The sequence below is a fragment of the Deltaproteobacteria bacterium genome (assembly GCA_016218975.1).
Lineage (GTDB): Bacteria > Desulfobacterota > Deferrimicrobia > Deferrimicrobiales > Deferrimicrobiaceae > JAENIX01.
Map to the genome: position 1 here is coordinate 1 of JACRCO010000035.1, position 20,081 is coordinate 20,081.

The window sequence follows — 20,081 nt, forward strand, 5'->3', positions numbered from 1 at the left end:
ATGGCGGGAGCGGCCATGTCTACTGCGTTGCGCTCGGTCGGGCTCCTCGACGTAGTGTAAACTACGCCTGCGTCGCCCTCGGTCGCGACGCCTTGTAGCCATACCCGTCTCCACCGCCTCGCTACGAACCATGGTGAGAAATGCGAGCTATAATGGACGCTGTCATGCCGGATGCGGGAAAAAGAGTCGCGGAGGCGACGAGGCAACGCGCCGCCGTGCTTGCGCATCTCTTCCGTGTGCTAAGGGACAGGCTCGGCGAAGTGGAAGCGGCTTCCCTCATGAGCGATGCCATCTACGCTCACGGGAGGGAGAAGGCGAAGAAAACGTACTCCCTCCCCGCGCAGTCGGGAAATCTGCTCCAGGCGGCGAGGGAGTTCGCAAGCCCGGACCCCGTCAAACAATACCAGTTCGCACCCCGGATCGTTTCAGCGGACGACGGAGAAGCTGTTATCGCGATGTCCCGCTGCCCGCTCGTCGACCAGTGGAAGGAGATGGGCCTCGCCGCGGAAGATGTTACACTGCTTTGTCGCATCGCCCGTTCCGTGGATTTCGGGACGTGGGAGGGGGCGCTGGGCTTTCGCCTCCTGTTCGAGGGGACGCGGGGCGAAGGGAAGGAAGAGTGCCTCCTTCGCGTGTTCAGGAAACGAACCGTAGAGGTTGCCGGATGATCAGGACGAAGGATATCCATTTCATCATCATGGTGGTCGTGGTCGTCGGGCTTCTCATGGTCCTCTATTTGACCGGCCGCCCCCGGTACCTTAGCCGCACCGAGCCTCACCTCTCGGCCGCTTCCGACGTCGAGTGCTTCTCCTGCCACGATGACGGGAAGGTTTTTCCGATGACGAAGGAGCATCCGCTGCGCAAGAAGAACTGCCGGCAGTGCCACCGCCTCGAGAAATCGAAAGGGTGACGCCGGGAAATGAGGGTAATACTTCCTCCGCTGGGCGCCCATGTATCGACGGCGGGGGGGGTCTCCACCGCCCCGGAGCGGGGGAAATCGATCGGGGCGGACGTCCTCCAGATCTTCTCCAAGCAGCAGACACGCTGGAAAGGGAAAGAGCTGGAAGAGGACGATGCCCGGGCGTTCCGCGCCGAGTCTTCGCGCACCGGCGTGCGGACCGTCGCGATCCATTGCGCCTACCTGATCAACCTTGGAACCGCGAAAGAGGCGTTGCGCACCCGCTCGCTGTACGCGCTGGAAGACGAAGCCTCCCGCGCGGCGATGCTGGGCGTTCCATACCTTGTGATGCATCCCGGCTCGAGCGGGGAGGATACGGAAGAAGAGGGCATCGGGAGGATAGCTTCCGCCCTGCGGGAGTTCGGCAGGTTTCCGAAGGGGGTGACCCTCCTGCTCGAGAATACCGCGGGACAGGGGAACTCGATCGGGCGCACGACGGAACAGATCCGCAGGCTCATCGACGCCTGCGGCGATCCTCCCGACGTGGCGGTATGCCTGGACAGCGCGCACCTGTTCGAGTCGGGGTATGACATCGCGACCGAGCCGGGCTGGAACTCGCTGCTCGAAGAGATGAAACGGCACGCCCTCGTGCCGCTGGTCCGCATGTGGCACCTGAACGATTCGAAGACGGACCTGGGCAGCCGGGTCGACCGGCACCAGCACATCGGGCAGGGGAAGATCGGCCTGGGAGCGTTCCGCAGGATCCTTTTCCACCCTGCGTTCCGGGAACTGCCGATGGTGCTGGAGACGCCCAAGGACGGCGAGGACGAATTCGAAATGGACATCAGGAACCTGGCGGCCTTGCGGGGGCTGGCGGGTTCCGGCAAATGAGGTGAAAGAAAGAATGGACTACGAAGCTATCACCGCGCTGGCCAAGCATCACAAGCAGGTTTTCGGGCGGCACGTAAGCTGCGACATGTACATGCTGGAGGACGGCAGGAAGCTTGCGCTATCCCGGATGCACGACGATTTCCACGACATGAACCTTGCGATCCTCCTCGACGACGCATTCCGGGTCCTGGAGATAGGCGGGAAGATGGCCCGCATCCCTTACCCATGCTGCGAGACGAAGCCGCTGGAGATGCTTTCCGCGCTTAAAGGCGTCGGCGTCCTGGAGCGCGGAGGGTTGAAAAAAGTGAAGGACCTCATCCCGCGGAACCTCGGGTGTACCCACGTCTACGAAATGATCGAGTCCACCTTCCGCGCGATATTCGTCGGCTCGTACAGCATCTACGACAAGAAGTGGGAAGGGGTCCTGAACCTGGACCTGGAAGAGAACCGCCAGCTGGGCCTGCGGTCCCCGGTGCTGGCGGACACATGCTATGCGTTCAACAAGGAGTCGGCGGACGAGAAAGTCCTGGCCCGGGCCTGCGAAAAAGTCGAGGAGGCACGGAAGAAGATGGAAGCGATCAAGGCCGTCAAGCGCGGGGAGCAGGGCTGAAGCGCGTCTTGAGTGCGGATGAGCGAATATCCCGGAGCACGAGGAGACCCATGGGCTCGGAAAAGCAGGTCCTGCGGCTGGCGGATATCCTTGTCAACCATTCCGTGAAGGCGAAAAAGGGAGAGATCGTCCGGATCTCTTGCGGCGACCTTGCGAAGCCCCTTGCGCTTGCTGTTTATCGCGAGGTGTTGAGGGCGGGGGCGCACCCGCTGCTCGCCGCCGGATTCGACGATGCGCAGCGCATCTTCTTCGAGGAGGCGTCCGATGCGCAGATCGCTCACCTCCCGCCGACGAAGCTGTACGAGGCGAAGAAGATCGACGCCGACATCGTCATCATCGCGCCGGGCAACACGAGGGCGTTGAGCCACATTCCGCCGAAGAAGCTGGCGGACAAGAGGAAGGCGGTCCGGCCTATCTCCGAGATCGTCCTGCGGCGGGTCCGCTGGGTCCTTACGAACTTCCCGACGGAATCCCTTGCGCAGGAAACGGACCGTTCCCTCCCCGAATACGAGAAGCTGTATTACCGCGCCGTGGACCAGGACTGGGCGGCGATGGCGAATATGTTCCGGCGGGCGAAGATGATCCTCGAAAAGAGCTCGCAGGTCCGGATCGTCGGCAAAGACACCGATCTGTCCTTCTCCATCAAGGGGAGGAAGGCCATCCCGTGCGCCGGGGAATACAACATGCCGGACGGCGAGATCTTCACGGCGCCGGTTGAGAACTCCACCGAGGGCACGATCCGCTACGAGTTCCCGGCGATCTACGGCGGCCGGGAAGTTTCCGGCATCCGGCTGACCTTCCGGAAAGGAAAGGTCGTCGATGCATCGGCGGAAAAGAACGAGCCGATCCTTAAGGAAATGCTTGCCGCCGACCCGGGGGCGGGCATATTGGGCGAGTTCGGCATCGGCGCCAACGCGGGCGTATCCGATTTCACGAGGGACATCCTGCTGGACGAGAAGATGGGGGGGACGATCCACCTGGCGATCGGCCGCTCGTACCCGGAGTCGGGGGGGAAGAACATTTCCGCCGTCCACTGGGACATGATCAAGGACCTGCGCAGCGAAGGGGAGCTCTACTTCGACGGCAGGCCGGTCCTCCGCACGGGGCATCTATTCGGGAAGGTTCTGCCGGGCATCAAGGCAAGGTAGGTCGCCGCCCCTGTACCTGTACGCGGCAGCGATTTTCTTAAGCGCCTTTCTCCTGTTCCAGGTGCAGCTTGTCATCGCGAAGATGATCCTGCCCTGGTTCGGAGGTTCGGCGGCGGTCTGGACCACCTGCATGCTATTCTTCCAGGCGGTCCTTCTCTTCGGTTATCTCTACGCGTACGGTGCAGTAAGGCTGCTCAAGCCCAAGGCGCAGTCCGCGGTCCACGTCCTGTTGTTGTTCGCGAGCGTCCTCCTCCTGCCGATCGTCCCCGGGACCGGCTGGAAGCCCACGGGCACGGAAGACCCCTCTCTGCGCATTCTTCTGTTGCTGCTTGCCACCGTCGGGCTCCCCTACTTTACCCTCTCCGCCACGAGCCCCCTGCTTCAGGCCTGGTACGCAAGGACGCACGAAGGGGCCGTCCCCTACAGGCTCTTCGCCCTTTCCAACGCGGGCTCCATGCTGGGGCTGCTTTCCTATCCCGTGCTGGTCGAACCGTACTTCGCGGTCCAGCGGCAGGCGGCCGGGTGGTCGGCGGCATTCCTGGTTTTCTGCCTGCTGTGCGGGGCGGCTGCGGTCCTGTGCGCCGGGAAGGGAAAGGAGGACGCGGCGCCGCAGGCGATACCTCAAGGAGGCGAGGATATGGAGAAGCCGGTGACGGGGACCATGCTTCTCTGGACGGCGCTGGCGGCCTGCGCTTCCGCCCTGCTGCTCGCCGTGACGAACCACCTTACGCAAAACGTCGCTGCGATACCGTTCCTCTGGGTCCTTCCGTTGACCTTGTACCTGCTTAGTTTCATCCTCTGTTTTTCGGTGGAGGGGCGGTACCGGCGGATCTTCTACCTGCCGCTTCTTGCGGCCGCCCTCGGCGGGATGTGCCACCTGCTTTCGCCGGGATACGAGACCGCCGGGCTGGTACTGCTGATTCCGGTCTACGCGGGGGGGCTGTTCGTGGCATGCATGGTCTGCCACGGCGAACTCGCGGCGCTGAAGCCCCATCCCCGGCACCTCACCGCTTTCTACCTGATGATCTCCCTGGGAGGCGCCACCGGCGGCATCTTCGTCGGTCTCGTCGCGCCGTACGGTTTTCGCGGTTATTACGAACTTCCCGCCGGGATCGCCGCCTGCGCCGTGCTTGCGACGGTCGTCCTTTACCGGCTGCCTTCTTCAGCCGCGCATTGGGCTCGCTGGAGAGGCGCTTTGCTTCTTGCCGCAGCCGCCGGCACGCTGGCGCTTTTCGCTGCCCTCGGCTGGCAGGTCCGCAGGGATGCGCGTGGCGCGCGGGTCATGGAGCGTAATTTCTACGGAGGTCTGAGGGTTAGCGACTCGGGTAACCCGGACAGCGAATCCGCGATTCGGACGCTCGTCCACGGGACGATTTACCACGGGCGGCAGTTTCTCTCCCCGTCGATGCGCCGCCGGCCTACCGCCTACTACGGTCCGTCGTCCGGAATCGGGCTCGCGCTGCGGAGCCTCGCCGGGAAAAAGCCGCGGCGCGTCGGGGTCATCGGACTCGGTGCGGGGACGATCGCCGCCTACGGAAAGCGCGGAGACCGCTACCGCTTCTACGAGATCAACCCGCTGGTCATCCGGTTTGCGGACACTGAATTCAGCTTCCTGCGGGATACGGAAGCCGAGGTGGAAGTCGTACCCGGCGACGCCCGCCTGTCGATGGAAACGGAGCCCCGCCAGGATTTCGATCTTCTCGCGGTGGACGCTTTTTCGGGCGATTCTATCCCGGTCCACCTGCTGACACGTGAAGCGTTCGGAGTATATTTCCGGCACCTGAAAGACCGCGGAGTTCTCGCGGTGCACGTCTCGAACAAGTACCTGGACCTGAAACCCGTCGTGCGACTGGCCGCGCTGTCGATGGGGAAGGAGGCTGTGACGGTCGAAACCGAAGACGACCCGGCCAATGCCTGGTACGGTTCGACCTGGATCCTGATTTCGGGCGGCCGTGCGCTTTTCGATTTTCCACCCTTGAAGGAAGCGGGGAAACCGCTTGCGGCCAGGGAAAACGTCGGCCTGTGGACCGACGAATACAGCAATCTATTCCGGATTCTCAAGTAGGGACGGCCTGATATAATTGACCGCATTTCGCGGTCCGCGGAAGGAACCAAATGCTCCACATGGTCATCTTTCAATACGACCTTTTTCTTTTCGGAGAAGACAATGTTCCGTAGAGCGTTTCCGATGGTTCTGGCCTGTTTCATCCTGTCTGCGGCGGTGGCGGCGGGAGCGACTCCCGCGCCCGAGGAGGCCCAATTGATCGAAAAGTACAAGCTGCGGAACGGCCTGACTGTCGTTATACGGCAGAACCATTCCTCCCCGGTGGTGGCGGTCCAGGTCTGGGTCAAGGCGGGGAGCACGACCGAACCGGAAAAACGGGCGGGGATGTCCCACATCCTGGAACATATGGCTTTCAAGGGGACGAAGAAGCGCGGCCCCGGGCAGTTGGCCCGCGAAGTGGAGGCCCTGGGCGGAGAGATCAACGCCTACACGAGTTTCGACCAGACGGTCTACCACATCACGATCTCGGGGAGATATCTGGAAAACGCACTGGAGATCCTGTCCGATACAATGGGCAATTCGGTCTTCGACGCCGGGGAGCTTGCGCGGGAAAAGGAAGTGATCCAGGAAGAGCTCCGCATGAACGAGGACGACCCGACCAGGGTCGTGTGGAAAGCCATGTTCCGCGAAGCGTACCGTGTACATCCGTACGGGCGGCCGGTTATCGGCTACGCGGACACGATCCGGAAGACCGAACGAAAGGACCTCGTTTCCTACTTTGCGAAATATTATCACCCGGGAAACATGGTGCTGCTGGTCGTCGGCGACGTGGATCCGAAGAAGGCGCGACCGCTGATCGAGAAGACGTTCCTCCCCTTGAAGGCGCGCTCCCTGCCGAAACGGAACCTTCCCGCGGAGCCCCCCCAAAAGGAGATCCGCGTGAAGATCCAGGAACGGGACGCCAAGCGCGCATACCTTGAGCTCGGTTTCCCCGGCCCGTCGATGCGGAGCAAGGACGTCTTCGCCTTCGACCTGCTTTCCTCCATCCTGGGGAACGGCGAGACTTCAAGACTCTACCGCGAAGTGAAAGACAGGCGGGGGCTGGTCGACACGGTCAACGCGAATTCCTACACCCCCCGCGACCCCGGGGTGCTGATGGTGGGGGCAAGGTGCTCGGCGGATAAATCCGGGGAGGCTCTGCGCGAGATTCTCGTGCAGTTGTTCCGGATGGCGTCGGCCCCGCCAGAAGGCAGCGAGCTGGCGCGCGTCAAGACACAGACGGAGAGCGGCTTTCTCTATTCCCTTGAATCCCAGTCGTCGCTGGCAAGCCACATCGGCTCGTTCGAGGTTTTACTGGGGGATGCCGCGTTCGAAGGGAAATATCTGAAAGCCATCCGGGCGGTGACGGCGGAGGACGTGGCGGCGGTGGCGCGGAAATACCTGAAGCCCGAGCGGCTTAACGTTTCGCTCGTTTTTCCGAAGGGGGAAAGCGGGTTCCTGACGGAAGATGCGATCCGCAAGATCGCCGGAGAGGCGTGGCGGGAGGCGGAGGCCCGTACGGCCGGGAAAGCTTCGGGCGAAGAGGGCGCCGTGAAGAAGGTCGTCCTCGAGAACGGTATCCGGGTGATCGTCCGGGAAAGCCGCCTCGTTCCCGTGGTAGCGGTCGAAGCGGGTTTCCTGGGAGGGTTGCTTGCCGAGCCGCCGGAGAAGAACGGCGTCTCCATGCTGACCGCGGAGATGATCACGAAAGGGACTTCGAAGCGCAGCGCGGACGAGATATCCGAGGCCATCGAAGACATGGCCGCGGACCTGTCGGGATTTTCCGGCCGGAACTCCTTCGGGCTGCAGGGCAAGTTCCTGCGTAAGGATTTCGACCGGGGATTCCGCCTGTTCGCGGAGTCGCTCCTCTCTCCGGCTTTTCCCGGCGAAGAGTTCGAGAAAAAACGGGTGGAGCTACTGGGCCGCCTCAAGCAGCAGAAGGACAACCTTGCGCAGTCGGCCTTCCTCCTTTTCCTTTCGACCCACTACGGCGATCATCCGTACTCACGGAACAGCCTCGGGAAGGAAGAGGCGGTCCGGGCCATGTCGACCGACGATTTGAAGGCGTTCTTTCGACGGTGGGCGGATCCGCGGAACATGGTGATCGCCGTATCGGGAGACATCGGGGCGGAGGAAGCCGTCGCCGCCGTGCGGAACGCCTTCGGGAGCATGCCCCGCAGGAATGATTTCGTTCCCATCGGGCCGATGGCGGTCCCCCCGGAATCGGGAATCCGCCGCGGGGAGGAGAGGCGGGAGAAGCAGCAGGCGCATTTCGTGATCGGGTACACCGGGGCGAAATTCACGGATCCGGACAAGTACGCGATGGACATGCTTGGATCCGCGCTCGCGGGGCAGGGCGGACGCCTGTTCACGAACCTGCGGGACAAGAAATCGCTCGCCTATTCGGTGACCTCGTTCTCCTCCGAGCAGGTGGATCCGGGGTTCTTCGCATTCTACATGGCAACGAGCGCCGACAAGCTCGACGGCGCGTTCGCCGACACGCTGAAGGAGATCGAGGCGGTCCGGACGGGCGGAATCACCCGGGAGGAGTTCGAACGCGCGAAAAAATGGATGATCGGCACCTACGAAATCGGCCTGCAGAGCAACTCGTCCCACGCGGAGAAGATGATGTACAACGAGCTCTACGGCGTCGGGTACGAGGAGACGTTCAAGGTTCCCGCGAAGATCGAGGCAGTGACGCTGGAAGAAGTGAACCGCATAGCGGCCAGGATATTGAGCACCGAACGGTACACGGTCTCGGTCATACGGGGGAAATGACGGGGGGGGGTTCAGCCGCACCCCGGGGCTATTTCGCCGGACCGATTTTTTTCAGGTTTTCGAGCTGGGTGGTCGCCGTCCGGACGGAACCGGCGGCTTCTACGTGGGACGGATCGTAGGCGAGGATCGACTTCCACAAGGCGATAGCCGCATCGAGATTCCCTTTGCGGTACTCGATGAGCCCCTTCTCCATCAGGCTCGACGAAACGCGGTCGATCGAAGCGCGGATTTCGGATTTCGTGAACGGAAGGTGCCTGCCCTTCTCCGCGGGATGGGACGCGAACCGCAGAACCCCTGCCCAGTGCCTGCCCGCTTCCTCGAGCTTTCCGTGGCGGAAGGCATCGTCCCCCCTGGTTTTAAGCGCCGAGAGCGCTTCGGGAAAATCCTTCGACACGCCGGGATGGCCGGGGCTTTCCTTCCATACGGCCGCGAACATCTCCAGCGCGCGTTCGTAATTCCCTCGCTGCATCTCGGTCTCTCCTTCGGCGAAGGCGAGATCGGCCGCCGATACGGCCGGCGGCTTGATCGACTGCGGCGGCATGGAAGCGGGGCCGTCGACGCGGTGGGCGCATCCTGCGACAAGCAGCAGGACGAGGACGGCCTGGGCCAGGGGGAGAATCCCCCGCCTCACAGCGCCATTCCCTCCCATTCCTCGGTTTCCAGCGAAGGAATTTCCCGGATCATCTTCACGAAGGCGTCGGTCAGCATCGGAGCGAATTGAGTTCCGCGGAACCGCACGATTTCCTCCACCGCATCTTCGGGTGCAAGGCCTTGCCGGTAGGGCCGAGTCGTGGTCATGGCGTCGTATGCGTCGGCAAGCGCGATAATCTGCGCATGAATGGGGATCTCCGAGTCTCGTTTGCCGTCAGGGTATCCGTTCCCGTTATACCACTCATGGTGAGCCCGCACCACGGGTACGTACCGGTGGAGCGATGGGGCCATCCGCAGGATCTCCGCTCCATCTACTGGATGGGAGCGCATCTCCGCGGTCTCGGGATTCGTGAGGGACTGCTCTTTAAGAAGGATGTCGTCTCTCGTGCTGATCTTGCCGACGTCATGGAAGAGGGCCGCCTTCTCGAGGTGCTCGAGTTCCTCCTCCGGAAATCCGAGCCGCCGCCCCAGTTCGCAGGAAATGCGCGCAACGCGCGTTGAATGACCGAGCGTGTAAGGATCCCGCGCGTCGATCGATGCCGCGATAACCCGCACCATTCCGACGTATGCCTCCTCCAGCTCCCGGGCGTACCTGCCGAGCCGGCCCTGCTGGGCGAGAATCGTCTCCGCCATCCGGTTGAAGTTCCGCGTCAAGTCTCCGAGCTCGTCGCTCGCTTTGACCTGGATAGAGTGGAAGGGCTGCCCGCTCGCGAGTTCCTGGACCCCGGCGGAAAGCTTCTTCACCGGAGTGGTCAGGAGGGAGGAGAGCGCCAGGGTTCCCAGCAGCGCGATCGCGAGGATCGCGGAGGCTGCGATAGCGATCATGCGGCGGATGGCTTTCTGTGCGGATATCATGCTTTCCTTGGACAGGGCGAGGGATACCGTGCCGACCCGTTTGCCGGCGAACAGTATCGGCGTGGTGAATTCGATCATGTCGCGCTCGCCGCGAAATACCTCGTCCGAGGACGTTTCGGAGAAATCCTCCAGCCGGGTTGCCCGATCGGGTTGGGCAAACGGTTTACCCTGTTCTTCGATCCGGCTGTGCGCGATTATGACGTCCTTCATGTCCCGTATCGCCACGAATTCGATGTCGGGGGATCCGTTCTTCGTCTCGGAAGCGAGCCTGTCCATCGCCAGCCGGTCGCCCGAAAGGAGCGAGTACCCGGCCGAGAATGCGACGACCCGCGACACGGCGACGCCCCGCCGAAGGAGGTCGTGGCGAATGGCGGCCTCCGTGATCTTGGTGACCGCGAACGCCACCGATACGACGAGCAGGAAGACCAGCGGGAGCAGGAACCCCAGCAGCTTCATGCGGATTCCCGGGAGGTACCAGCGCCTGCCGTTTTCTTCCCCGGACTTTCTGATGATGTATCGCATAAGAGATAATTATAGAGGAAATTCTCCCCCCGGGATTTTCCGGATACAACGCACATTTGATGCGAATCTTTCCCGCAGGATTGCAATCTATAAAGGGGGGGAATTCAAAACCAGCCGGAAGGGGGAATACGATTCGTGATGAACGTGTCTGAAAATGTGCGCCCGGTCGGTTGGGGGCACGCCGTGCTCAAGGTCCGCAACCTCGATCGGTCGGAAAGATTCTACACGAACGATATCGGCTTCCGCGTCGTCGGGCGTCGTGCGGGAATGTGCTTCCTATCGTTGGGGAAACAACATCACGACCTTGCGCTTTACGAAGCCGGCCCACGCGCATTGATGCCCGGAGCCGGCAACCTCGGCGTTGTGCACCTGGCCTTCGCGATGGAAAACGAAAATGCGTTGCGGGAGTTTTACGCATTCCTCAAGGGGAAGGCGCAGATCCTCGGGGCGGTGGATCACATCGTTTCCCGCAGTTTCTACATTACGGACCCGGACGGCTACATCATCGAGTTCTACGCCAACACGCCGCTGGAGGAATGGCTCGATATCCCGAATCCCTTCGAGCGGGACCGCCCATACAACCCCGGCTCCTCCGTCTTCGAGGAAGAAGCCGTCCCGCAGGCGGAATGAATAAACCCGGGGGCCGTTCGTCCATGGATCGGCGCCGCAGTAAAGATGGCCCCGCATCGCGTCGATAAGGGAATAAAAAGGTGCGGCATCCCGCCGCAGGGGAGGAAAGCATGGCGAGCTGGAATAAAACGGGCCTTATCATGGCGGCGGCATTCGCTGCGGCGGTTCTCGCCTTCACTGTGGCTCCGGCGCAGGCGGAGGTCAACGTCAACATCAACATAGGACCTCCACCGGTTCTGGTAGAGGGCCCCCCCGAGCTGATCGTCGTCCCCCGGACGATGATCTATTTCGCTCCCGCAGCCAGGGGGGATCTTTTCTTCTTTAGCGGCTACTGGTGGACCAGGCACGACGGCCGGTGGTTCCGCGCGAGGGCCTACAACGGGCCGTGGAAGCACATGGGACCCCGCTACGTGCCTGTGGAGATCGTGCGTCTGCCGGGGAATTACCGGACGGCGTATGTCCACGAACATCGCGTTCCGTACGGGCAGCTGAAAAAGCATTGGGAACGGCGGGAGCACGACCGGCGGAAACGCATGGGCGAGTGGAAAGACTGGAAGGAAGAGAAGCACGAGAGGAAGGCGCGGGAGAAGGAAATGAAAAGAGAAATGAAGGAGGAAAGGAAGGAGCACAAGGAACACGGCCGCGGCCACTGACACGCAATCGGGCTGTGCCCGGAGGCGAGCGCCGGAGTCAGACGAGCGCCTGAAGCACCTCGTTCGATATGAACAAAAGTCTTTGGGGCAAAAGGAGACGGGCGCCCTCCTCCGCGAGCTTGCCCGCACGAACAACCGATTCAACGGCCTTTCGCAGGTTTTCCGGCGGAGGGCCGTATCTGTTTTCAACTTCCTTGCGATCGATCCCCTCCAGCATCCGCAATCCGGCGATCAACGATTCCTTCCAGGCGTCCTCCAGGGTGCAGGCGCGTTCTTCCGTCCATGGGATAAAGCCCTCCTCGATTCTGCTACGGTAAACGGCCAGCGATGGCGGATTTGCCGTCCGCATTCCGAAGGGTGATTCCCCGCGGGGAAAGATCAGGCCGTGCGCGGATGGCCCAAGGCCGAGGTACCCTTCACGCCGCCAATACTTGATGTTGTGCCGGCATTCCGCGCCGGGTCGCGCGAAGTTCGAGATTTCGTAATGCCGGTATCCCGCCATGGAGAGAACACGCCGCGTCTCCTCGTACATCTCCGCCACCGCGTCGTCATCCGGCATCCGCAGCTCGCCTCGGTCGATCGCCCCATGGATCGGAGTGCCCCTCTCCGGGGCGAGTGCGTATGAGGAGACGTGGGCGGGAAGGAACGTGACGGCCGTATCCAGGTCGTTCCTCCAATCGGAGGATTTCTGTCCGGGAATGCCGAAAATAAGATCGAAGCCGATCGAGGTGAAACCGGTCCTGCGCGCGTCACGATGAGCGGTGCGCACCTCGCCGGAGCCGTGAATCCGCCCGAGCGTCCGCAATGTCCGCGGGTCGAACGACTGCACCCCGATGCTGACGCGGTTGAATCCCCCTGTGCGAAGCGTGCGAAAATCCTCCGCAGTGACCGTCCCCGGATTGGCCTCGGTCGTCACTTCCGCGTCCGAAGCTAAAGGGAAGCGCTTTTTCAGATCGTCCAGGATTCCGCATAGCGCCTCCGCGCCCAGCACCGTCGGCGTGCCACCGCCGAAGAAGACGGTGTCCGCAGGGACCGCGGCTTCGCCCGGGGATTTTTCGAGAACAAGGTCCATCTCGCGGGCGAGCAGCCGGGGAAATTCCTTGACGGCTTCCCTGTTTCCCGCGATCGAATAGAAATCGCAATAGGAGCACTTCTTCACGCAGAAGGGGATGTGAACATATATCCCGCGCATCGCTACATTCTGCTCCCACGGAAAATTGTGTACAACAACATGGTAAGGTTCCCATCTCGCCCCTTGACAGTGCCGGCTGCATGAGGTATTTATGTACGAAAAATGAACCGTCATTCATTATTTCTATCGCACCGCATCCTTGCCGGGAGGTGATAGACATGTTTCCGAAAATCCGCCGGGCGGCCGTGCTTGGAGCGGGGGTCATGGGGTCGGGGATCGCAGCCCATCTCGCCAACGCGGGGATCCCGTGCCTCATGCTCGACATCGTCCCTCCCAGGTTGACCGATGAAGACAGGAAGAAGGGTCTGACCGAACAGAGCCCCGCCTTCCGCAACAGGTTTGCCGCGAAAGGGCTCGAAGGCATCAAAAAGAGCCGCCCCGCGCTTCTTTACTCCCGTAGGGATCTGAAGCTCATATCGATCGGGAATTTCGACGACGACCTGCCGAAGGCCGCGGAGTGCGACTGGATCGTTGAGGTGGTCACGGAGAACCTCGCGATCAAGAAGGCGCTCTACGACCGGATCGAAGCGATCTGGAGACCGGGAACGGTGGTCACCTCCAACACATCCGGGATCGCCATCTCGCAGATGATGGAGGGGCGCGGCAAGGAATTCCGGCGGTATTTCCTCGTGACGCACTTCTTCAATCCCGTGCGTTACATGAAGCTCCTCGAGCTGGTTGCGGGTGCGGACACCGACCCTGAGATCCTGCGGGGAATGGCCGAATTCGGCGAAAGGAAACTGGGGAAGGGGATCGTCTACGGGAAGGACACCCCCAATTTCATAGGAAATCGTATCGGCGTCTTCGCCATGATGTACGCGATGCACGCGATGGTTGCCGACGGGCTTTCCATCGAAGAAGTGGACAAGATCCTGGGGCCTGCGATGGGCCGCCCGAAGTCGGCAGCTTTCGGCACCGCGGATCTCGTGGGGCTCGACACGCTCCTTCACGTCTCCGACAACGTATATGAAAATCTGCCCGACGACCCCGCGCGCGAACTTTTCCTTCCCCCGCCGTTCGTCAGCGAGATGGTCAGGCGCGGATGGCTCGGCCGCAAGGCTAAGAGCGGCTTCTTCAAGATGGAGGGAAAGGGGGAGGAGAAGAAGAAGTTCGTCCTCGACTACACGGCGATGGATTACAGGCCGTCGGCGAAGGTCAGCTATCCGTCGCTCGACGCAGCCAAGGGGGAGGAGGAAGTCGGCCCGAGGATCCGGAAAGTGATATCCGGCGACGACAAGGCCGCGGCCTACGCTTGGAAGGTCCTCTCCGAATCTCTCCTCTACTCCGCGAAGCGGATACCCGAAATCGCGGATGACGTCGTGAATATCGACAACGCGATCAAGTGGGGGTTCAACTGGTCGCTCGGACCCTTCGAGACGTGGGATGCGATCGGCCTGGCGGATTCCGTCGGGCGCATGCGGAAGGAAGGGAAGGAAATACCGGAAAAGATCGAGAAAATGCTTGCGGGCGGGAACGGTTCCTTCTACCGGAGGCGTGACGGCGTGCCTGAATTCTTCGACTTCGTGTCGAACGCGTACAAGTCGGTCCCCGTCTCGTCCGACGTCATTTTCCTGCCGGCGCTGGCCGACCGCAACAAGGTGGTCCGGAGGAACCCGGGCGCCGCGCTCTACGACATCGGGGACGGCGTGCTGTGCCTCGAATTCCGCACGAAGATGAACACGGTCGACGGCGACATCGTGTCGATGATGAACGAAGGGGTGGCGCTGGCGGAAAAGGAGTTCGCAGGGATGGTGATCGCCAACCACGCGGAGAACTTCTGCGTGGGTGCGAACATCATGCTCTTCTTCATGGCGGCGCAGAACAAGGACTTCGGCGCCATCGAGAAGATGGTCCGCGAATTCCAGAACGCATGCATGCGGCTCCGCTATTCGGAGCGGCCCGTCGTGGCGGCCCCCGCCGGGATGGCGTTGGGCGGCGGAGCGGAGATCTGCATGGGCGCCGACCGGATCCGTGCGGCCGCGGAGACGTACATGGGGCTCGTGGAAGTCGGCGTGGGGGTGATCCCGGCCGGCGGCGGGACGAAGGAGATGATCCTCCGTCACCTGGACGGGATCCCGGACGGCGTGTCCGCCGATCCGCTGCCTTTCCTTAGAAAGGCCTTCGAGACGATAGGCCTGGCGAAGGTGGCCACATCCGCGAAGGAAGCGGCGGAGCTGGGTTTCCTCCGCCCGTGGGACAAGATCACGATTCAGCGCGATTTTCTCATCCAGGAGGCGAAAAACACCGTGCTGGCGATGAACCGCGAAGGATACGAAATGCCGAAGCCGCGCACAGACATTGCGCTTCCCGGCCGTTCCGAATATTCATCCTTCGTATACGGGCTGTATGCGATGAAGGCGGCCGGGTACATCAGCGAGTACGACGAGCATGTCGGGAAGAAGCTATCATTCGTGCTGACCGGCGGGAACGTGCCTCCCGGAACGAAACTTTCGGAGCAGGACCTGCTGGACCTGGAACTGGAAGCGTTTCTCTCGCTCTGCGGAGAGGAAAAGACCCAGGCGCGCATCCAACATATGTTGATGAAAGGGAAGCCGTTGCGCAATTGACGGGGAGAGTCCCTTTACTGCGTTCCTATAACAAGAAGGAGGATGCCGATGGCGAAAGTATATATCGTTTCAGCGGTACGCACGGCGGTCGGCAGGGCATACAAGGGGAGCCTCAAGGACACGCGCCCCGACGATCTCGGGGCGATCGCGATACGGGGTGCGATCGAGCGGATACCGGCCCTGGATCCCGCGAATGTCGACGACGTCATCTTCGGGTGCGCCATGCCGGAAGGCGAGCAGGGGATGAACGTCGCGCGGATCTGCTCGCTGAAGGCCGGCTTGCCGGACTCCGTTCCCGCGATGACCATAAACCGCTTCTGCTCCTCGGGGCTGCAGGCTATCGCGCTTGCGGCGGAGAAGATAATGGCCGGTTTCGCCGACATCGTCGTGGCAGGCGGCACCGAGTCGATGACCATGGTTCCGATGGGTGGAAACAAGCCTTCCTTCAACCCCGAGATAATGGAAACGCGGCCGGAAGTGTTCATGCCGATGGGGTTGACCGCCGAGCTGGTCGTGCGGAAGTACAAGGTGACGCGTGAGGACCAGGACGAATTCGCGTACCGCAGCCACAGCAGGGCGGTCGCCGCGATCCGGGATGGAAAATTCAAGGAAGAGATCGTGCCGGTGAAGACGGTCCTCTTTTCCGCGGAGAACGGCGGGAAGCCGGTCCCTCGGGAAATAGTTCACGAAATCGACGAAGGCCCGCGCGCCGATACCACGCTCGAGGCGCTCGCGAAGCTGAAACCCGCGTTCGATCCCAAGGGCACGGTGACCGCCGGGAACTCATCCCAAATGAGCGACGGGGCCGCCGCGGCCGTGGTGGTTTCGGAAAAGGCCTTGAAAGCCATCGGGGCGGAGCCGCTGGCGCGGTTCCTGGGGTTTGCCGCGGCAGGCGTCCCCCCGGAAGTCATGGGAATCGGCCCGGTTGAGGCGGTTCCGAAACTTTTGAAGAAGCTGCGGATCAAGCAGACCCGGGTAGATCTGTTCGAGCTGAACGAAGCGTTCGCCGCGCAGTCGCTACCGGTGATCCGCGAGCTGTCGCTTGACCCGGACAAGGTCAACGTTAACGGGGGCGCGATCGCACTCGGCCACCCGCTGGGATGCACGGGGGCTAAGCTCACCGCCACCCTCCTCCACGAGATGAAGCGCCGCAACGCGTCGCTCGGCGTGGTCACGATGTGCATCGGCGGCGGGATGGGCGCCGCCGGCCTCTTCGAACGCGCCTGACAAAAACAGGGACTTAAAAACGGGGACGTTCCTGAAAACCTTCTTAAAAACAGGGACGTTCCTGAACTTTTTCTGACGTGTGATGGAAAAAAGTTCAGGAACGTCCCTGTTTTTAAGAACGAGGAACGTCCCCGTTTTTTTAAGGAACGTCCCCGTTTTTAAGTCCCTGTTTTTGTCTGACGGGGTCTTAACCAAATTCATTTATTATTGCGAACTGCCGCGAGCGGACTTCGCCACCCGGGGGGGATCCCGGCGGCGAAGCCTTCAGGCGAAGGGATTAGGAAGGAGATGATGCAGAAGGAAGGGGGGGCTCCCTCCTGCATACTGTATACACGGAGTATAGGGACGCACCGGAAACCTGTCAAGGATAATCTATCTATATGCATCGATATAATTCTCGTGTACGGGCAGGATTTTGCCTGCAGGAAAACCGTTGACAGCCTAAAACATAGCCTATAATATCCATGAAAACTATCGTCATTTATATAAGCGATGGGGAATTATCCGAGGAAAAGAAAGGAGTTGGACATGTCTAATTCTTACAGGCCGGAAACTATCGCTCTCCACGGGGGGCAGAAGCCGGACCCGGCGACGACGGCGAGGGCGGTGCCGATCTACCAGACGACCTCCTATGTTTTCCATGACACGGCGCACGCAGCGAGGCTGTTCGGCCTCCAGGAATTCGGAAACATCTACACGCGGATCATGAATCCGACCACGGACGTTTTCGAGCAGCGCATCGCGCAGCTGGAAGGCGGGTCAGGCGCGCTGGCGGTAGCTTCCGGGCAGGCGGCGGAAACGCTGGCCCTGCTGAATATCGCAAACACGGGGGATGAGATCATCTCCTCCGCATCCCTGTATGGAGGAACGTACAACCTTTTCCATTACACGTTTCCCAAGCTGGGCATCGACGTGAAGTTCGTGGACCCTTCCGATACCGCGAATTTCAGCAAGGCGATCACGAAGAAGACGAAAGCGATATTCGCCGAAACGATCGGGAACCCGAAGCTGGACACACTCGACCTGCGCGCGGTGGCGGATGTAGCTCACGGCGCGGGGATACCCCTTGTCGTGGACAACACGATGCCCACGCCATATCTGCTGCGGCCGTTCGACCATGGAGCCGATGTCATCATTCACTCCGCAACGAAGTTCATCGGCGGACACGGAACATCCATAGGCGGCATAGTCGTGGATTCCGGGAAGTTCGATTGGGGAAACGGCAATTTCCCCGCTTATACCGAGCCGGACCCCTCCTATCACGGGCTCAAATTCTGGGAGGTCTTCGGAAATTTCCCCGGATTGGGCAACGTGGCCTTCATCATCAAGCTGCGCGTCCAGCTTCTCCGCGACCTGGGACCGGCTCTCTCTCCTTTCAACGCGTTCCTGTTCCTGCAGGGTCTGGAAACCCTCCACCTTCGTATGGAGCGGCACAGTACTAACGCGCAAAAGGCTGCCGAGTTCCTTGGGAAGCATCCCAACGTGACATGGGTAAACTATCCGGGATTGCCGAGCCATCCGAATCACGAGATGGCGAAGAGGTACCATCACCGGGGTCTGTATGGCGCTATTATGGGATTCGGCATCAAGGGCGGCATGGAAGCAGGGAAGAAGTTCATCGATAACCTGAAACTCTTCTCGCTGCTGGCAAACATAGGAGACGCCAAAAGTCTTGTGATCCACCCGGCTTCGACGACCCACCAGCAGTTGACGTCCGCGGAGCGGCTGGAAACAGGCGTGACCGACGATTTCATCCGGCTGTCGATCGGCCTCGAAAACATCGACGACATCCTTGAGGATCTCGACCAGGCGTTGCGCAAGACCTGAACCAGGAAAGGAATATTCCCATAAATCCGGGGTGAAGCATTATTGCCTGCTTCACCCCCGTTTTTTCCCATACCTTGTACAGGTCGCGCTTATCTACCCATGGCCGTCGCGGCCTTTCCACGTCCCTGTGCATGGCGACATGCTGCATTAACCGGGACGATACCAATCATGAAATTTCTTTTTCGGTAACAATTACAATTCCGAATTAAATCAATTTCCCTCAAAAAAAACTCCTGCAAATTCGGCAATTTGAAACTGTTCGCATAGGGCACGATAGTTGCTGATGGTAAACGCATCTATTTGCCCGATTAAATGAGTAAAAACGACATTTCGTGGCTACCCGGGATTAACAGGGGACTTGTACTCGTACGTAAGTCGAAAATTAGCATGCGGCCTCAGGCATTTTAACTAAATCAGGACTAAAACCGGGGGGATGCAAATGACAGGCAGCGCTATTTCGAAGCGTAAATCAAAAATGCGGTTATGCGGCTCGAAGATCGGGGTCAATCGGACCGTGATAGTTCTTTTCGCGATACTTGCGCTCGCGGCATTTGCGGTTTTTACGCCAAGCGCGGATGCTCAATCCGGATATTACGGGACCAATTGCGCCCCGTGCCACGGCTCAACGCCAACGACCTGCAACGGATGCCACCATCATGGACCAAAAAGTCTCAGTGCGTCGACAAACAAGACAACCTATGCACCCGGAGAGGCGGTCTCCGTGACGTTTTCAGGGGGGAGATCCTCCGGGGCTACTGTCGGCGGGGGCTGGATCCGCGCCATCCTGTACCTTAACAATGTGGAAGTGACCAGAAGCATGGGCACGGGCTCGCCGCCCAGGGGCGGAGCCGGTTTCCCGATCACTTTCAATTCGACTGCTCCAACAACTCCCGGGACTTACACTTATCAGGCCGCCTGGTTCGGCAACTCCTATGATTCCGGCAACTACACCTCGGCGAATCACGGCGAGGAGAGGGTTTCCACCAATTCCTTTACTGTCGTCGCGGCAGCGGCGACTTTAAGCAGCATCACGATAAGCGGTCCGTCATCGGTGAACGAGGGGGGCACCGGGACTTACGCTGCGACGGCGAACTGGAGCGACGGGACTACGTCCGCCGCGACGGGGGCGACCTGGAGCGTGACCTCCGGTCCGGCGACGATCGGCTCCTCGACCGGTGTTCTGACCGGCGGGAGCGTTACGGCGAACACGACGGCGGTGGTCGCGGCAAGCTACAGCTCCGGGGGCGTGACGAAGACGGCCTCGGCGTCGGTGACGATCGCCAACGTGGCGGCGACTTTAAGCAGCATCACGATAAGCGGTCCGTCATCGGTGAACGAGGGGGGCACCGGGACTTACGCTGCGACGGCCAGCTGGAGCGACGGGACTACGTCCGCCGCGACGGGGGCGACCTGGAGCGTGACCTCCGGTCCGGCGACGATCAACTCCTCGACCGGTGTTCTGACCGGCGGGAGCGTGACGGCGAACACGACGGCGGTGGTCGCGGCGAGCTACAGCTCCGGGGGCGTGACGAAGACGGCCTCGGCGTCGGTGACGATCGCCAACGTGGCGGCGACTTTAAGCAGCATC

At 61.1% G+C, this 20,081-nt stretch carries 16 protein-coding genes; 13 read left to right on the forward strand and 3 right to left on the reverse strand.

Going from position 1 to position 20,081, the window contains the following annotated elements; all coding sequences use genetic code 11:
* The first annotated feature begins 152 nt into the window (after window positions 1-152).
* From HY896_04215 to HY896_04245, 7 genes are all read left to right on the forward strand, one after another.
* Window positions 153-668: an L-2-amino-thiazoline-4-carboxylic acid hydrolase gene (locus HY896_04215; protein ID MBI5575548.1), complete on the forward strand. Its 516-nt coding sequence runs from the start codon at window positions 153-155 to the stop codon at window positions 666-668.
* On the forward strand, window positions 665-910 hold the full coding sequence (locus HY896_04220) for a hypothetical protein (GenBank protein MBI5575549.1): 246 nt from the start codon (window positions 665-667) through the stop codon (window positions 908-910). The genes HY896_04215 and HY896_04220 overlap by 4 nt, the downstream gene beginning before the upstream one ends.
* 9 nt (window positions 911-919) lie before the next feature.
* Complete coding sequence (locus HY896_04225; GenBank protein MBI5575550.1) at window positions 920-1,789, forward strand: deoxyribonuclease IV; 870 nt, start codon at window positions 920-922, stop codon at window positions 1,787-1,789.
* Between the two features lie 13 nt (window positions 1,790-1,802).
* Window positions 1,803-2,399 carry a DUF2889 domain-containing protein gene (locus tag HY896_04230; protein MBI5575551.1) on the forward strand — a complete coding sequence of 199 codons (597 nt, stop codon included), beginning with the start codon at window positions 1,803-1,805 and terminating at the stop codon, window positions 2,397-2,399.
* 50 nt (window positions 2,400-2,449) lie between these two features.
* The gene (locus HY896_04235; GenBank protein ID MBI5575552.1) at window positions 2,450-3,547 is read left to right on the forward strand and encodes an aminopeptidase; all 1,098 of its coding nucleotides are present in this window, start codon (window positions 2,450-2,452) and stop codon (window positions 3,545-3,547) included.
* A gap of 82 nt (window positions 3,548-3,629) precedes the next feature.
* Window positions 3,630-5,612 (forward strand): fused MFS/spermidine synthase, encoded by a 1,983-nt coding sequence (locus HY896_04240; GenBank protein ID MBI5575553.1) that lies wholly within the window; start codon window positions 3,630-3,632, stop codon window positions 5,610-5,612.
* Window positions 5,613-5,714: 102 nt separating this feature from the next.
* Window positions 5,715-8,369 carry an insulinase family protein gene (locus tag HY896_04245; protein MBI5575554.1) on the forward strand — a complete coding sequence of 885 codons (2,655 nt, stop codon included), beginning with the start codon at window positions 5,715-5,717 and terminating at the stop codon, window positions 8,367-8,369.
* 28 nt (window positions 8,370-8,397) lie between these two features.
* On the opposite strand, the gene HY896_04250 is transcribed toward HY896_04245, so the two are convergent.
* Both HY896_04250 and HY896_04255 read right to left on the reverse strand, forming a co-directional pair.
* A complete protein-coding gene (locus HY896_04250) occupies window positions 8,398-9,000 on the reverse strand; it encodes a hypothetical protein (protein ID MBI5575555.1) in 603 nt (200 codons plus the stop codon).
* Window positions 8,997-10,331 (reverse strand): HD domain-containing protein, encoded by a 1,335-nt coding sequence (locus HY896_04255; GenBank protein ID MBI5575556.1) that lies wholly within the window; start codon window positions 10,329-10,331, stop codon window positions 8,997-8,999. The genes HY896_04250 and HY896_04255 overlap by 4 nt, the downstream gene beginning before the upstream one ends.
* A 201-nt stretch (window positions 10,332-10,532) precedes the next feature.
* Here HY896_04255 and HY896_04260 point away from each other — a divergent pair, with 201 nt between their 5' ends.
* Both HY896_04260 and HY896_04265 read left to right on the forward strand, forming a co-directional pair.
* The gene (locus HY896_04260; protein ID MBI5575557.1) at window positions 10,533-11,027 is read left to right on the forward strand and encodes a VOC family protein; all 495 of its coding nucleotides are present in this window, start codon (window positions 10,533-10,535) and stop codon (window positions 11,025-11,027) included.
* Window positions 11,028-11,137: 110 nt separating this feature from the next.
* Complete coding sequence (locus HY896_04265) at window positions 11,138-11,680, forward strand: hypothetical protein (GenBank protein ID MBI5575558.1); 543 nt, start codon at window positions 11,138-11,140, stop codon at window positions 11,678-11,680.
* A gap of 37 nt (window positions 11,681-11,717) precedes the next feature.
* Here the strand turns inward: HY896_04265 and hemW are convergent, their stop codons facing one another.
* Entirely contained in the window at window positions 11,718-12,872 is a 1,155-nt protein-coding gene (gene hemW / locus HY896_04270; protein MBI5575559.1) for a radical SAM family heme chaperone HemW, read from the reverse strand.
* Window positions 12,873-13,030: 158 nt separating this feature from the next.
* On the opposite strand from hemW, the gene HY896_04275 reads away from it, so the two are divergent.
* From HY896_04275 to HY896_04290, 4 genes are all read left to right on the forward strand, one after another.
* Window positions 13,031-15,439, forward strand: coding sequence for a 3-hydroxyacyl-CoA dehydrogenase/enoyl-CoA hydratase family protein (locus HY896_04275; protein MBI5575560.1), 2,409 nt, complete (start codon window positions 13,031-13,033; stop codon window positions 15,437-15,439).
* A gap of 48 nt (window positions 15,440-15,487) precedes the next feature.
* Window positions 15,488-16,666, forward strand: coding sequence for an acetyl-CoA C-acyltransferase (locus HY896_04280; protein MBI5575561.1), 1,179 nt, complete (start codon window positions 15,488-15,490; stop codon window positions 16,664-16,666).
* Between the two features lie 528 nt (window positions 16,667-17,194).
* The gene (locus HY896_04285; protein ID MBI5575562.1) at window positions 17,195-18,493 is read left to right on the forward strand and encodes a homocysteine synthase; all 1,299 of its coding nucleotides are present in this window, start codon (window positions 17,195-17,197) and stop codon (window positions 18,491-18,493) included.
* Between the two features lie 721 nt (window positions 18,494-19,214).
* The coding region (locus tag HY896_04290) for a hypothetical protein (protein ID MBI5575563.1) at window positions 19,215-20,081 on the forward strand (867 nt) is incomplete at its 3' end.